General features: G+C 45.4%; 11 protein-coding genes. 6 read left to right on the top strand and 5 right to left on the bottom strand.

What is annotated here, in order from left to right; all coding sequences use genetic code 11:
- Positions 1–206: 206 nt before the first annotated feature.
- Complete coding sequence (locus QUA70_RS02730; protein ID WP_333344389.1) at positions 207–884, bottom strand: N-acetylmannosamine-6-phosphate 2-epimerase; 678 nt, start codon at positions 882–884, stop codon at positions 207–209.
- Positions 885–970: 86 nt separating this feature from the next.
- A complete protein-coding gene (locus tag QUA70_RS02735) occupies positions 971–3,520 on the bottom strand; it encodes an ATP-binding protein (RefSeq protein WP_333344387.1) in 2,550 nt (849 codons plus the stop codon).
- 632 nt (positions 3,521–4,152) lie between these two features.
- Here QUA70_RS02735 and QUA70_RS02740 point away from each other — a divergent pair.
- The 4 genes from QUA70_RS02740 (at position 4,153) to QUA70_RS02755 (ending at position 11,975) form a co-directional block, all read left to right on the top strand.
- Complete coding sequence (locus tag QUA70_RS02740) at positions 4,153–5,439, top strand: chemotaxis protein (protein WP_333344385.1); 1,287 nt, start codon at positions 4,153–4,155, stop codon at positions 5,437–5,439.
- Between the two features lie 202 nt (positions 5,440–5,641).
- Entirely contained in the window at positions 5,642–7,564 is a 1,923-nt protein-coding gene (locus tag QUA70_RS02745) for a response regulator (protein WP_333344383.1), read from the top strand.
- Positions 7,565–7,834: 270 nt separating this feature from the next.
- A complete protein-coding gene (locus QUA70_RS02750; RefSeq protein ID WP_333344381.1) occupies positions 7,835–11,305 on the top strand; it encodes a PAS domain S-box protein in 3,471 nt (1,156 codons plus the stop codon).
- A gap of 283 nt (positions 11,306–11,588) precedes the next feature.
- Positions 11,589–11,975: a response regulator gene (locus QUA70_RS02755; RefSeq protein WP_333330587.1), complete on the top strand. Its 387-nt coding sequence runs from the start codon at positions 11,589–11,591 to the stop codon at positions 11,973–11,975.
- Positions 11,976–12,313: 338 nt separating this feature from the next.
- Here QUA70_RS02755 and QUA70_RS02760 read toward each other — a convergent pair whose 3' ends face one another.
- Positions 12,314–12,481 carry a hypothetical protein gene (locus QUA70_RS02760; protein WP_333330590.1) on the bottom strand — a complete coding sequence of 56 codons (168 nt, stop codon included), beginning with the start codon at positions 12,479–12,481 and terminating at the stop codon, positions 12,314–12,316.
- A 561-nt stretch (positions 12,482–13,042) separates the two neighbouring features.
- Here QUA70_RS02760 and QUA70_RS02765 point away from each other — a divergent pair.
- Both QUA70_RS02765 and QUA70_RS02770 read left to right on the top strand, forming a co-directional pair.
- Positions 13,043–13,351: a DUF1830 domain-containing protein gene (locus QUA70_RS02765; RefSeq protein WP_333330593.1), complete on the top strand. Its 309-nt coding sequence runs from the start codon at positions 13,043–13,045 to the stop codon at positions 13,349–13,351.
- Positions 13,352–13,356: 5 nt separating this feature from the next.
- The gene (locus QUA70_RS02770; protein WP_333410299.1) at positions 13,357–13,776 is read left to right on the top strand and encodes a late competence development ComFB family protein; all 420 of its coding nucleotides are present in this window, start codon (positions 13,357–13,359) and stop codon (positions 13,774–13,776) included.
- An 82-nt stretch (positions 13,777–13,858) separates the two neighbouring features.
- Here the strand turns inward: QUA70_RS02770 and QUA70_RS02775 are convergent, their stop codons facing one another.
- Together QUA70_RS02775 and QUA70_RS02780 are read right to left on the bottom strand one after the other, a co-directional pair.
- On the bottom strand, positions 13,859–14,212 hold the full coding sequence (locus QUA70_RS02775) for a DUF6464 family protein (RefSeq protein ID WP_333334313.1): 354 nt from the start codon (positions 14,210–14,212) through the stop codon (positions 13,859–13,861).
- A 411-nt stretch (positions 14,213–14,623) separates the two neighbouring features.
- The gene (locus tag QUA70_RS02780) at positions 14,624–15,355 is read right to left on the bottom strand and encodes a sucrose-phosphate phosphatase (protein ID WP_333344378.1); all 732 of its coding nucleotides are present in this window, start codon (positions 15,353–15,355) and stop codon (positions 14,624–14,626) included.
- Between the last annotated feature and the right edge of the window lie 109 nt (positions 15,356–15,464).

A 15,464-nucleotide genomic window follows, 5' to 3' on the forward strand; every position in this document is an offset into this window, starting at 1 on the left:
TTCCTTCAATCCGTTACATCCGTTACATCCGTTAAAAAATCCGTTGCCGAACTTCCTTCAATCCGTTACATCCGTTAAATCCGTTAAACAATCCGTGGCCAAACTTCCTTCAATCCGTTACATCCGTTAAAAAATCCGTTGCCGAACTTCCTTCAATCCGTTACATCCATTAAATCCGTTAAACAATCCGTGACCGAACTTCCTTCTTACTTCCCAATCACCGACTTATAGGCTGTCACCTTAATATCAATCCCAGTAATATCTGTCCCCACAACAACAGCCGCCGCTCCTAAATCCAAGGCTTTTTTAGCCATTTCCGGCCCCGATATCCCGCCTTCACAGATAACGGGAACCTTAAGCTTTTCTACCATTTCCGCAAGCAAATCAAATCCTGGCGGCGAGAATTTCTCCGTCTGGGTTGTATAGCCAAAAAGAGTAGTTGCTACAGTATCTGCACCAGCTTCGGCTGCCGCGATCGCAGATTCTATTGTATCTACATCCGCCATCACTAATTTGCCCAATTCACTGTGAATGCGCCCGATTAATGTCTTTAAGTCTTCGCCGCCAGCAGGACGGTTTCTCAGAGTAGCATCAACGGCGATAATATCGGCTCCCGAAGTGGCGATCGCCCGCGCGTCTTCAAACCGAGGAGTAATGTAAATCTCGCATCCCGGCAATTGCTGCTTCCAAATCCCAATTATGGGAGCGGATATCTGTTTTCGCACCGCTGCAATGTGAGGCGGAGTGTCAATCCGCACGCCCGATGCACCTCGATTGATGGCGGTTCGAGCCATTGCCGCAATTACGATCGGATCGTGCAGCGGCGAATCAGCAGGTGCTTGACAAGAAACAATTAATCCTGTAGGGATTTGACAATTAATCATGGGGAATTGGTAATTAATAATTGGTAATTGGGGGATTGGGAATTGGCAATTGGGAATTGGCAATTGGCGATTTTTTTGCTTTGTTATTACCCATTACCAATCCCGGCCATTAAAGAAATAATTTTGTCCAGCAATTGCTCAGGGTGAATCGGTTTAGCCAAACAATCGTTAGCTCCAGCCGTCACGGAAGATATCTCATCGGCGGGAATCTCCTTAGCGCTTAAAGCCAGAATTTTTATATTTTCAGTCGCGGGTTTTTGACGCAGTTGGTGAATTATTTCGCAGCCATTCATACCGGGCAAACGCATATCGACAATCACAGCATTCGGCTGCAAAAGTTCAATTTGTCCCACCGCCGCCGAACCTTCAATCATCCACACCACTTGCAGTCCTGCGACTGTCAGGATATCGCAAATCAGCATGGCAGTTTCTTCATCTTCTTCGACGAGCACGAGGCTGCCCCGCAAAGAGGAAGAATGCAGCGGTAAAGATGAATTCGATTTTTCATATGTGAATTTTGTGGATTCATCTTTGCTTTTAGTTTGGATGGGTATAAAAACGGTAAAAGTAGAGCCGACATCAACTGTAGAGTTGACTTCGATCGCGCCGCCGTGAAGCTCTACTAACTGTTTAGTTAAAGCTAATCCCAGACCGGTGCCACCGTATTCGCGGCGGTAGGGGGAATCCAACTGCTGGAATTTTTGAAACAAAAGCGATCGCTGATTTTCGGGAATTCCAATCCCAGTATCTTTGATTTGAAAAACAGCGGTACTGCCAGCAGGTGCAGTACCGGGCTGCCGCACTGCCGGCGTTCGATTTTTATCTTCTGTCACCCAAACTCGCAGGATGACTCGCCCGCCTTTGGGAGTAAACTTAATAGCATTTCCTAAAAGATTGAAGAGAATTTGTCTCAAGCGGCGCGGGTCAGCGATGAAGCGATCGCACTCTTGTTTGATCCGCTGTTCTTGCACCAGTTCCACGCCTTTAGCCGTAGCTTTTTCTTTAAGGGCGTGCAGGCTCTGAGAAGCTAATTTAGAAAGTGAAAATTCACTAATTTTTAATACTGCTTTTCCCGCTTCTACTTGCGATAAATCTAAAATATCGTTAATTAATTCTAATAAGTGGTCGCCGCTGTCTCGGATAGTTTGCAGGTACTGCCGCTGCTTTTGCACTGGCACTTCTTTACTGCCAACTTTGCCGTAAGACCACCGCAGCAGCGTGTCGGAAATGCCGATGACGCAAGTGAGAGGAGTCCGCAATTCGTGGCTCATAGCTGCCAAAAATTCGCTCTTGGCGAGGCTGGCAGACTGGGCGGCAACCAGTGCATCGCGCAGTTCTCGCGTGCGCTCTATTACGCGCTGTTCTGAGGTGCGCTTTTGCTGCTGGACTTGTGCATAAAGTTCGGCTTGGTAAATGGCGATCGCCAAATGTTCTGCTATGTGTCGCAAAAATGTTTTTTTGCTTTCTTCCCACTCCCGAAAAGTACACTGGTGGGCAATTAGCAGTCCCCACAACTCGTCTTGAACTACGATCGGCACTAGCAACTTCGCCCGCACCTTCGCCCGTCGCATCAAGTCTAAAAAACAGGGCTGCGAAGAGTAAGTTATTTCCACATCCGCCACGCCCAAAGCCAAACCTTTGCGATATTTCTCTCTGTCAATTACTCCATTGGTAAAACACTGCGCGCCTTCACTAAAATTCAGTACAGACGAGATAGTATCGTTAGCTAAAGCTTCGTAGGTGACACGACCTAAATACAAGTAAGAACCGGAATTGTCTTTGATTTTGCCCGACCCCGAAACCGCCGCAGGTATTTCTTTAGCTAACTCGCCATTATGCGATACTGGCACTTTTTCAAATTGATAAATTAACAGGCGATCGACCTCCAAAAACTCTCGCACTCGCTCGACTGCTTTTGACAAAATTACAGGCAATTCCAAACTCTGGCGGATTTGAGTTGTCACTTGATTCAAAAGTCGCTCTTGTTCGAGCTGCTGCTGCAAAGCATCTTCCACTGGCTGACAAAATGAAATGCAGGGACTGGCAATTTGTAATTGATTGACGGCTTCAGCAATCTGGATCTGTAGCGTTTCTGGAGCTATCACTTTGGGCGCGGAATTGGGTTCTATTTCTGTTTGGTTGTGTAGGGGCGGGTGACAGTTTTTTGTGGCATCTGAAGCGAGAATATCCAGCAAATTTAGGGTGAATTCGCTTTGAACAACTGCCGAGTTTGGCTGTATATTTTTAATTGCTTGTTTGAGGGCGCGAATGTCAATTTTCCACGAGGGTGCGGGCGTTATTTTTGCGAGTTTGTCTGCGAGGGGAGACAGGAAATTGGCGATCGCCCCGGGATCGAAAGTCAACTGTACATTCAATTGCGAATGGAGATTTTTTTCGCTGTGCTTGTGTCCGTTTGCTGCGAACTCATCTAATAGATTGCCCCGCAGCAGCGCACTAAAATGCTCTGATACCACTGCTGCAAACCTTTCCGACGAATTTTCCAGATTTTGACAATCAGCGATCGCCTCGTCGGTCAGCCAAATCGCCCCTGGGATTTCAGCCATTTGCTGTAACAAATGGTAAGCAGCCTCAAAGGTTGCTAGCGGCAAAGTCCGATTTAAGGTTTTTGGTTTCAATCTAAATATTTTCCCGGTTGACAGTTAAAGAACAAAATTTGAATGCCCCTGTTGTGAGGACGGAACCTGGGGCACAACAGACGCGGCCGATCCAACAAGTTGAGATGACAGTAGTCAGAAAGTAGGTAATAGAAGGCCCCAGGGTCAGAGAGCTAATTTCTCCCTATAGTTGTCCTCTTTCTTCTGGGCTAGTGACCCCCGCTTCAGCGCTTTACGAGCGCGAAAGCAGTAGGAGGAAACGGGGGGAAGGGATACGGCTATATAATCGATCGCTTCTGGTCGTGTTTGTGAACCGGGTTGTTGATCGAAACTCAGCAATTCCACTCCCATTGCTGGGGTGAAGTTAGCACGCGCCTTTGTTTTCTGAGCTGATTCGGCTAATGGCACGTCCTTAACCCAAATAAAAATGTTTAACCCTTAACGACAGAACAGGGGACTAGCTACGCATCCGCTTGGTGTCATTACTCACAAAACCTAGACATCAAAGGTCTCCGGCTGGTCAACTGAAAATGAAGTTTTAGGCCCCAAGCCCAGTCACTTCCGTGCTGGGTCGTTGACTACTTTCAACAATCTTATTCCAGTATAATATTAATATATAATTTGTTAACTTGTACTTAACACTATCCGGGTAAATGAGCAATCCAACTCAACTCACCCCCGATTTCACGATCGGACATCTGCCGTGTCACGACTTCCAAGTGAGCGCTGCAACTCCAGGACAGGTAGTGGCTGAAAGATTTGAGCAAGAACCCCACCTGCCGGGAGTCATTATTACTCATGAATCACAGGTATTGGGCATGATTTCTCGCGTCAAATTTCGAGAGCAAATGAGTTTTCCCGATCGCGTAGAGCTTTACGGGTCACACCCGATTCGAGCCTTGTTAGATTTTATTAGAATTCCGCCTTTGCTGCTTTCGGAAAACTGGAAAGTTGACGATGCCGTGCAAGCGTCTTTCAACAGGCACAAAGACTTGATTTATGAACCGATTATTGTGGTGATGGAAAACCAGAGCCACCGCCTTTTGGATGTTCATACTTTGGTGATTGCCCAGTCTAAACTTTTATCTCAAGCTAACAAACTTATCCAAAAATATCGAATAGAAAGACATAACTATTTGGCACTACTTCAACAAGAACAGGCTAAGGTTCACGAATGTAATGAGCTTTTGAAAATCCAACAACGTCAAACAGAAAAGTTGCATACCAATCCCAGTTCCCAGCAAGTGGCACTGGTCAAACAAGCTGAAGAGATTGCTCAAATGAATCAGCGATTTGTGAGGATTGCGAAACTGATTTCCTCGGAAGGTCGCCAAGCATTTCAAGCTACTTTTCAAGGAGCTAACTCTATTTGCAACAATACAGATAAAATTTTGGGCGTTGGCAAAGCAATAGCTAATGATTTAGAAACGGTTAACCGCACTTCCCGAACCATCCGGGAGGCGATCGAACAAGTCAGGCATTTAGCAGTACAGGTGGCTGTAGTTACCAATCAAATGGGAAGTCAGCCCAGCGGTCTGAGCAAAGTGAGTCTAGAAATTGGCAGACTGGCAAGTAAAACGTTTGAATTGGGGACTCAAATGGAGCAAATTGCCAGTCGGTTTAAACTTCGAGTTCACGAACTCACGGAGGCAGCAAGAGCGGGTGCTAATGTGGCTAAATCCGTGACTATCAAGATCGATCGCGCAGAAATGGCTTTGTTAGAGTTGGAAGAATTAATAGCGGAAAAAAATTTTAATTCATTGACCGCTATCCAAGAACCTTTGGGAGTCATAAAAAGTGTTACCGCTGATTCTTTAGTTAAAGAGATAGAACACGCCGAAGTCGCGGTTTTCGAGTTGGAAAACTTAGTTAAACAGCAAGATTCCTCGCAATATTTGATTCAAAAAATTCAGCAGGCGCTGAAGTCCAAAAAGCCATAAAATTCCAGCCAGGATCTAATGAAATATTACGAGAGGACAACAAATAAAATCACAATAATAATTGACCTTTATACTATTTCAAGAATAATATTTGTTATACTGAAGGTGGGGAATTTTTAAATTCAGTTGTAAAAAGGCTATTTAATTAGCCCCAAAAACCGATAAAAAGTTCCAAGAAGAGTTGGAAGGACAGGTGATGTTTATGAAAATCCTGCTGGTAGAAGATGACACAGTTACAGTCAGTTTACTAACTCAAGCGCTGAACTCTCACAATTACAATGTGAATGCGGCAGCCGACGGTGAAACAGCGTTGCAGTTGGTGCAGGCATACGATTACGACCTGATTGTCTTGGATGTGCTGATTCCTAAACTAGACGGCATTAGTTTGTGTCGAAAATTGCGATCGTCCGGCTGCCAAATGCCGATTTTACTGCTGACAGCGCTAGATAGCAGCAACGATCGAGTCCAAGGTTTAGAGGCGGGTGCAGACGATTATGTGGTCAAACCCTTTAATCTCGAAGAATTAATCGCTCGAATTCGGGCTTTGCTGCGCCGGGGTAAGGCAACTTTGTCGAGTACAAATTTGACATGGGAAAAACTGCAAGTCAACCCGGATACTACGGAAGTAACTTATGCCGAAAAAGTGCTGCACTTGACTCCCAAAGAGTACAATTTGCTAGAACTTTTCCTGAGAAATCCTCGGCGCATTTTCAGTCGCAGCGCCATCCTCGATCGCATTTGGTCGGCCGGCGAATTTCCTCAAGAAGAAGCCGTTACCGCTCACATCAAGGGGCTGCGGCAGAAGCTGAAAGCAACCGGGATGACTGTAGATTTAGTGGAAACCGTGTACGGATTGGGCTATCGGCTCAAAAGTCTGCCGGAGGAGATTGAGAGCCAACAGGTTGGGCAGGAAAGGGCAGAAATTGCTAAAACTCAAGAGACTTTATCTACTGAATCCAGCGGGTCGAGCCAGGAATTAAACAAAGACGACCGCCGCCTTAAAGTCCTGACTGTGGTTGCTGAAATTCGGGAAAATTTAAAAGCTAATTTTATAGAAAAGGTGGCGATCTTCGATCGCGCGATCGCTCAACTGAAAAACGGAGCCTTGGAGGGCGAACTGCGCCAAGAAGCCCAGTCTCAAGCTCACAAATTAGTCGGTTCTTTGGGAACGTTAGGGCTGCCGAAAGGTTCGGAAGTTGCGCGCCAGATGGAACATTTGTTCAAGGCTGAAAACATCTTGAAACCGGAGACGGCTCAGCAGATTGAGGGATTTCTGCATAAGCTCAAACAAATATTCGATCGCCCGTCGCCCGAACCAGAAGGCGATTTGGTTCCTGCGGTTTCCCAAAAGCGCCGAATGCTGATTGTTGATGAAGATACTTTTGGGAGCGATCAACTGAAAACAGTAGCATCGGCTTCCGACTTCCAGATAGAAGTTGCCAACTCTCCGCAAGCGGCAAGAAATGCGATTTCTCAACAGCCTCCCGACGCGATTTTGCTGGATTTAACATTTTCCAGATCTCAGGAAAACGGACTTTCTCTCTTAGCCGAACTCCGCAGTGAAAAGCCCGAAATTCCGGTGATGGTTTTTAGCGGGCACAATCAATTGAGCGATCGAATAGAAGTTGCTCGTTTGGGAGCTTCGGGCTTTTTACACAAATCTATGCCCCCAGCAGATATACTCAAAGCAGTCGCCCAACTACTCGACCAGACTGGTCCGGCTGAAGCTAAAGTTATGGTGGTAGACGATGACGTGCATCTATTGGCTGCACTGGAAGTGATTCTCAAACCTTGGGGATTTCAAGTAACAACATTGGACGATCCAGAAAAGTTCTGGGAGGTACTCGAAACAACTTGTCCGGATTTGCTAATTTTAGATGTCGAGATGCCCGGTTACAGCGGTATCGAGCTGTGTTTGGCAGTTCGCAACGATTTGCGCTGGAGCAAGCTCCCCGTGCTATTTTTGACAGCTCATTCCGAATCGGAAATAGTGCGCCAAATGTTTGTCGCAGGTGCTGACGACTACGTGAACAAGCCGATCGTGAAACCGGAATTAATTGCTCGCCTCCTCAATCGTTTGGAGCGGACTCAACTCAGAAACAGACTGGCTCAGGCACAGCGCTAATCCCATTTTAGATTTAAAAAATTAAAGAATTAAAGAATTGAAGAACTGGGAATGAATGATGAGATATGGGTTTCGATCACGTACCTACAGTTGTATTCTTTTTTTTTAATGAGATAACTAGGAGCAAATATGCAGTGCGTGTCCGAAACAAATCAGGAAGCCTTAGCCAAGACTTGGGATTGTTAGATTGTGTGATTTCGACGCGGTGCTGTTGATTGATGCTTGCCCGCCGATCAAGAACACAGACTAATTTAGAGAAGTATTAATCAGATGAAAGCAATGGTATTGCCCTCAGACACAGACAATCTCAATGGCAGCAACGGCGAACTAATTTACGCCCCGGCTGCGATCCAACCTCATGGCATCCTTTTAGTGCTGAAATCTCCTGATTTGAAAATTTTGCAAGTTAGTAACAATATTTTTGAGGATCTCGGCATTTATCCCGAAGAACTTTTGGGCAAATTTTTACAGGAATTTGTCGAAACTGAGGAAATTGAGGCTATAGAAAAAGCTTTATTTGAAAACTGCCATCAATCTAACGGTATCAGATTATCATTCAAGAGTCAAAACCGCCAGTCTTTTTTTCAGGGGACGCTGCATCAATCTAGTTCAGCATTAATTCTTGAACTCGAGTCGGCTTTTTCCCCAAAACCTAGCGATTCTTTCAATTTTTATCATTTAGTCCAAGAGCCGATCGACAAAATCCACAGAACACCAAACCTGCAACTGCTGTATCAGACAGCAGTTGAAGAAGTGCGGAGGATGATCGGTTTCGATCGAGCGATCGTCTATCAATTTGATGCCACAGGTGCGGGGGAAGTTGTCGCCGAAGACAAAGTAGAAAGTTTGGCTCCTTTATTGGGACTGCACTATCCGGCGGGCGATATTCCCCCCCAGGCAAGAAACCTGTTCAACATGAATTCAATTCGGTTTATTCCCGATATTAACTGTCAGCCTGTAGAACTAATTCCTCACTGCAATCCGCTGACCGGTCGCCCCTTGAATCTGGGCTTCTCTTTGTTGAGAGCAGTTTCCCCTTGCCATGTTCAATATCTCAAGAACATGAACATTGGTGCTAGCATGACCCTGACATTAATCAAAGATAAAAAACTCTGGGGATTGATTGCCTGTCACCACCCAACACGAAAGTATGTCAGCTACGAAACAAGAAAGGCTTGCGAACTGCTAGCCAAGTTTGTGAATCTAGAACTCAGCTACAAACAAGATAGCGAAAATTGGGAATATGCAATTTATTTAAAAGAAAATTGCCATAAATTTGTCACCAAAATTTCTCAATCACCCTGGTTTGTAGAAGGTATACTTAAATCCGGAGATGAATTGCTGACCTTAGTGGGCGCTACCGGTGGAGTTGTGTGTGCCAATGAAAATTTAACAACCATCGGCAAAACCCCGGAATTGGGAGAAATCGAAAGCTTAATTGCTTGGATAAAAACTCAAAAAAATAATGATATTTTTCATACAGATTCTCTTTCAAAACTGTATCCGCCATCCGAGAAGTTTAAAGAAGTTGCTAGCGGTTTGCTGGTACTTGCCATGTCCGAAATGCAAAATTATTACATTTTGTGGTTCCGTCCAGAAACAATTCAAACTGTCAACTGGGCCGGTCAACCAGAGGGGGAAATTGAAGTTAAACCGGATGGTAGCCGGCCGTTGTCTCCTCGCAATTCCTTTGACTTGTGGCAAGAAACTGTGAGGTTAAAATCTTTGCCTTGGCAGCGGTGCGAAATCGAAATAGCCCGAGAACTTCGAGTTGCTATTACTAGCATGGAGTTGCGGAAAACGAATCAGCAGCTTAGCTTAGCTTTGTCGGCTACCAAAATCGGATTTTGGGACTGGGACATACAGAAAAATCGCATTGTTTGGTCGAGGGAACACGAAGAGTTGTTTGGGTTGGCCCCGGGAACTTTTGCCGGAACCAATCAAAGTTTTGCAGCTTGCATTCACCCAGAAGATTTAAAAGGTGTGGAGAATGCTAGGAATCAGGCCCTCGCCCAGCGAACAGATTACTGTCACGAAAACCGCGTGGTTTGGCCCGACGGCAGCATTCACTGGATTGAGGGAAAAGGTAAGTTTTTTTACAACGAAGCAGGCGATGCAGTGCGGATGGTGGGGACAGTTACAGAAATTACCGATCGTAAAGCTAGAGAATTAGAGTTGCGCCTGTTGGAATCAGCAGTCACCACCACTAACGACGCCGTGTTAATTACCGAAGCTGAACCGATTGAGGAACCGGGGCCGCGAATTATTTATGTCAACCCAGCTTTCACGCGGATGACGGGCTATACGCTAGAAGAAGTTGTGGGCAAAACGCCACGCATCTTGCAAGGAGCAAAAACAGACCGCGCCAGTCTCCATCGAATTCGGACAGCTTTGAAAACCTGGCAGCCGCTGCGGGTTGACTCGATCAATTACCGCAAAGACGGGACGGAATTTTGGGTAGAAATGAGCATTGTGCCCATAGCGGACAAAAATGGTGAGTTTACCCACTGGGTATCAGTGCACCGGGATATTAGCGATCGCAAACTTGCTGAAGCCGCCCTCCAACAGCTCAACGAACAGTTAGAAATGCGAGTTTTGCAGCGAACCCGAGAACTAGAAAGCTCTCAAGCAGAACTCCGGGAAAGCGAAGCTTTATTTCGCTCTCTGAGCGAAAGTTCGCCCGTCGGCATTTTCAAAATCGATACTGAGGGGAAATGTACCTATACAAATCCTCGCTGTCAAGCAATTGGCGGCTTCGCACCGGCAGCAGCTTTAGGAAACCGCTGGATGCGGTTTGTTCACCGCGAAGACATTAAACTACTTCTGTCTAAGTGGTCCCAATCGCAATCGCTAGATGGGGAATTTTCCTGCGAATTCCGCAACATCCAGCGAGACGGAACCATCCGGTTTTGTCGGCTTAAAACAGCTCCGATTTTTTCCGACAAAGCTCAACTAATTGGTCACGTCGGCACAGTCACAGATATCACAGAAAGTCTGGCAATTGAAAAAATGAAAAATGAGTTTATTTCGATTGTCAGTCACGAACTGCGAACGCCGCTTGCCTCCATTCGCGGTTCTTTAGGTTTGTTGGCGGCTGGGGTACTGAAAAGTAAACCAGAAACTGCCAAACAGATGTTAGAAATTGCTTCGAGCGATACCGAACGGTTAGTGCGTTTGGTCAACGATATTCTAGACTTAGAACGGCTCGATTCGAGCCAAGTTATCCTCGTCAAGCAGTGGTGCGATGCCCAGGTTTTGATGCGGAAGTCGGCAGAAGCTGTACTTTCTTTGGCTGCGGAAAATAACATTTATTTGTCGATTTTGCCCGAAAAAGCCCAAATTTGGGCCGATCCCGACAGAATCGTTCAACTGCTGGTAAATTTGTTGAGCAATGCGATTAAATTCTCGGCTCCAGGGAGTACAGTAACTCTCAGGGTGGAAAATTTGGGCGATTCCCTACGGGATAGCTACGCTTCACGGGTTTTATTTGAAGTCAAGGATCGAGGGCGGGGGATTCCTGGAGATAAACTAGAAACTATCTTTGGACGGTTTCAACAGGTCGATGCTTCTGACTCCCGCCAAAAAGGAGGTACGGGTTTGGGTTTGGCTATCTGTCGCAGCATAGTACAGCAGCACGGCGGCAGAATTTGGGTCGAAAGTGTTGTCTCACAAGGCTGCAGTTTCTATTTCACAGTACCTGCACCGTTGGAAGGCGAGGGGGGAAAAAGTTTGGAGGTTTGAGATTGCTTTGATAAGATATCGCGAAAGCTCAAGTTCCTGGCAACCCACGCGGGTAGGATGATTTTGGGAGGCTGATAGGTCGATTTTTCTGTTCAGGGTTTAATTAGGTGAGCGGCAAAATCTATCAACCGCGCCCGACGATTAGGACGTTTTGAAGTGCTGAAACTCTTAATTTTATTGCTTCTTCCTTTTGCTATATCTTTCAAGAAACCCGGTTGATAAGGCAGCGTGCGTAAGTCCTTTTTCGGTTTACCATGATTAATTTAAAATTTGAGTTTTAATTATGTCAGCAAAGCGCATTCTGGTCATTGATGATGAAAAAAACCTCTGCAGCGTGATTCAGGCTTGTCTGGAACATTTAGGCGGCTGGATTGTACTAAGCGCGCCCGACGGCAGCCAAGGATTGCTTTTAGCTGAAACTCAACTCCCTGACGCTATTCTGCTAGATGTGATGATGCCGGATATGGACGGACTTACTCTGTTTGGTTTGCTGCAAAACAATGCGGCTACTCGGGGGATTCCAGTGATTTTCCTGACGGCTAAGGTGCAGGCGATGGATTTGAGCGAATTTGCTGATTTGGGGGTAGCGGGGGTGATTGCAAAGCCTTTCGATCCCTTGAGTTTGGCACAGCAAGTGGCGGAAATTGTGGGTTGGGAACCGTTGCTTTAAACTGGGGTAAAATGCGATCGCAGATAGCATATCAAACTCGGCAGTTGAAACCGCTACTAGACAAACAAAGTCGGCCCAGCCCGACGGCAGAATCAAGAGGGCATTCAAGCCGGATGACGATCAAAAATCCGCTTTCTCGTTCCTCTGATTCTTGCGAAAATCACGCAATTATGTTAATAAACCGGGTTTATGCGTCGAGGAAAGTTCTAGTTTTTCCGGGTATTTTCATTATTTCCTCATTTTTTTGATTTAGCTTTGAGATGGATCGGTGATTGGTTAATTTAAACTCTGATTCCCTAGAAGTTATAGAGATGATCTCAGGGAGTCGGGGTTTTTTGTTACCCGCAAAGGCGATCGGCTATCACCGTATTTACAGGCAGAATAACTCCTCCAGAAGTTACGCACACTTGCCTCAAGAAGGGTTTTTTTAAACCCGGAATCACAGATGCAGCCAAGTTTTTTGCTAAAAAACTTCCTTTCAGCCTGCTAATCCAAGATTTACGCATAGTTCCCTGAGAAACCGGGTTTTTTAACCCAGGATCACAGATGCAGCCAACTTCTTTGCTAAAAAACCAGGTTTTTGCCTAACTTTTGTAATCTCTGCTTCGGCAAAAGTATATTTATCAAAAAAAATGATGATCTTCATAATTTCCTCATATTTTTTAGATAAAGTTTACTCCAAGCTCTGGATCTGAAGGTCGATCGCACTCTCAGCACCATTCCGATGCCAAAGAGCGAACCTGTTGTCAGGAGAGTTCGGGAAAGTGACGGTACTTTCGATTAACTGGTGCTACAGAACAACCAACCTAAATAAGTCAGGGGTTAGGTAGTGCATACACAAAAACCGGTTTTTTAAACTGGGAAAAACTGGGTTTATGCACCAGACATCTAAGTGTTGGCAGGATAACTCAATTCTAAAAAATTTAATAACTGAAGATGTGATTCGCGCTCTCGAATAACACACCAAAAATAAGTCGGTCGTTTTGTCAAGAGCCAAACTCGCAATTGCCACTCACAGGCAAAGCCAAGTCTCAGTAAGTTTTTGAAAGAGTGTGGAGATTTTGTAAATGTCTGATCAGCTATCTTATAAAGGTAACAACCAGATTCTGTGCTATTACGCAAATGTTACCAACCTAGTTCAGGTGGTTCGGATTGGGAACATTCCTAATTGGTACTTTGAAAGAGTGATGTTTCCGGGACAGCGACTGATGTTTGAAGCTGCTACCGAAGCAGTCTTAGAAATTCACACTGGTGCGGTGGCAACTGCTATTTTATCGGACAAGATTCCCTGCTACGTGCTGCGGGTTATAGAAGAGGTGAGTTCCGAGTTCGAGCTGGTGATTACCGAAGAACGATTGGCGGTATTAGCCGGTTAAAATTCATGAGAAATCAGACGAGATCGAGAACGGCCACAAAAATATTAGTTAACGAGTGTTTGGGGACGGGGAAAATGCAGAAAAATCTTGTCAATATTACCTTAGCTGTAGTCACAGAGGAAGTAGAAATTATCTTGGAGTCTTATCCGAAGCACCCTTACCAACAAGCTTTTTCGCCTTCGGGATTGCGACAGGATTTAATTGCTTACGTGCTCAGCCGAGTTCCTAATAGATATACTGCGATCGACTCCGGCGAGTCTGTGTCAAACCAAACAGTTCAGGTTCGCTGTTCTTCTGAGCAGTTGCTGCACATAGAAAATTTGATTCATACTGGCATTCGCGACGTGCTGCACAGCTATCAGAAGATAGATTACCCCCTGCCTGAAGAAGTTAAATTCGGTTCGAGGGTTGCTAGTGGGTTTTGATAGTTTTTTGTAAATGAGGGAGACGCCGAGATTCTCGGCACTCTCGGTTGGGCGAGGTGGAATTGTGTACTGACTTGATCGATCAACACTTTTGGTAATCGCCGCAGCCGTCGCACGGGCCATTGGGATTGACAGCACAGCGCAGAATTTCCGATCGAGCATTAAAGCGACAGCTAGCATCTCCGATAACCCAGATGCCGCTTACAAAAGTTCTTTCCGTCGGCGGTGTGGCTGACTGCACGTACAGGGCAATTTTTTGCAGTCGGTAGCGGCCGGATTTGAGTTGATAGCGGTGGTGGCGTTCCAAAACAGCGTAGGTTTGTCCCTCTAAATCTAGATAGTTCCCCGGTTGTGGCGTCCAATCCAGCCGAATGCTACCTAAATATTGGCGGGGGTGAGAGAGAATCACCTCTACGGGTAAAGTATTTTGTTCCATCTGGCGGTGCGTTCGCGAACTGAACTAAAGGGGCAAATAGTTGCCTAAACCGGCATCTTCTTGATCTAGAAAGAGCAGTTTTTCTAGAGAGAGTAATTTAGGTTGAGGCGCTAAACTTAACTATAGAACCTTTGGCGATCGGCGGATAGCCGACTAACCAACAGGGCTAGGAAATAAACTTCAACTCGCTTGAGCTAACTAAAGTTAAGTTCGATTAGCTTTGATAAAGCAGTACAGGCTGATAGTATCGCAACTCGCAGGTTAGATCGATACGCGGTTGAGATTCGTGAACAGATTTTAACGGTTTGCAGGACGTGGGGTGCTTCGGGTGCGTTTGTACTGAGGACTTCAGTGCTCTGATTTGTATGAGGACTGAAGTCCTCAGTACAAACCAAACCGAATTTTTGGCAATCAAAATTCCCAAAAATATGCCATTCCTTCCATGATTCCCCAAGCGCAAGCAGAACCTGCTAAATAATGATTTTCAGTGCCAAATTCGCGATGCCATTCTAAGAGTTCTGACAGAGCATTAGCGACGATTACTCCCCGGACATCCTGTTCAAACATATTGATATCATTGCCAGAATCACCGCAAACTAATGTTGCCTCAGATGGAATTTGTAGGCGCTTTTGTAAATAAGTAAGGGCATTGCCTTTATTGCTAGTTTGCGGTAAAATATCCACATCGCGATTGCTGCTAAAAATGATTTGAGCTGGTAGTCGCGATTCAGTTAACTTTTGCTGCAAAGTCTGGAGAGTCGAACTATTTTCTGTTGCTGGTTCCAGACAATAACTTATTTTCCAAGGATTTTGTTCTTTTAGGGATTGGGGTTTAAGCTGGGAAAACTGCTGTGCTAAAGAGGCGATCGCCATTTTATCCCAGTCTTGAGAAAGATACTCCGCCCAATCTAAATCGAGGGTTCCGTCTTGGTAAATTTCGCTGCCTACACCTGCGATCAAATAGTCCGGTGCTAGTAATTGCTTTTGGGCAATTAATTCGCAAGTGGAAGCATGAGAACGCCCGGTAGCGTAAACCAAACAAATTTGCGATCGCTTTGATTGCAAGCGCTGGTTTAAAAGTTGAGTTGCTTCGTCATCTCCGACTAGCGTGTGGTCTAAATCTGTAACTAATAAAAACTTCATTTTGGGAATTAGTCAGGAGTCAGTAGTCTTCAGTCATTAGTGATTGGGAATCGCTCGCTTCCTAAAATAATTTTAACTATTTATAAGAATTTGTTAAACCAACTACATT

It is taken from the genome of Microcoleus sp. LAD1_D5, assembly GCF_036702115.1.
GTDB lineage: Bacteria > Cyanobacteriota > Cyanobacteriia > Cyanobacteriales > Microcoleaceae > Microcoleus.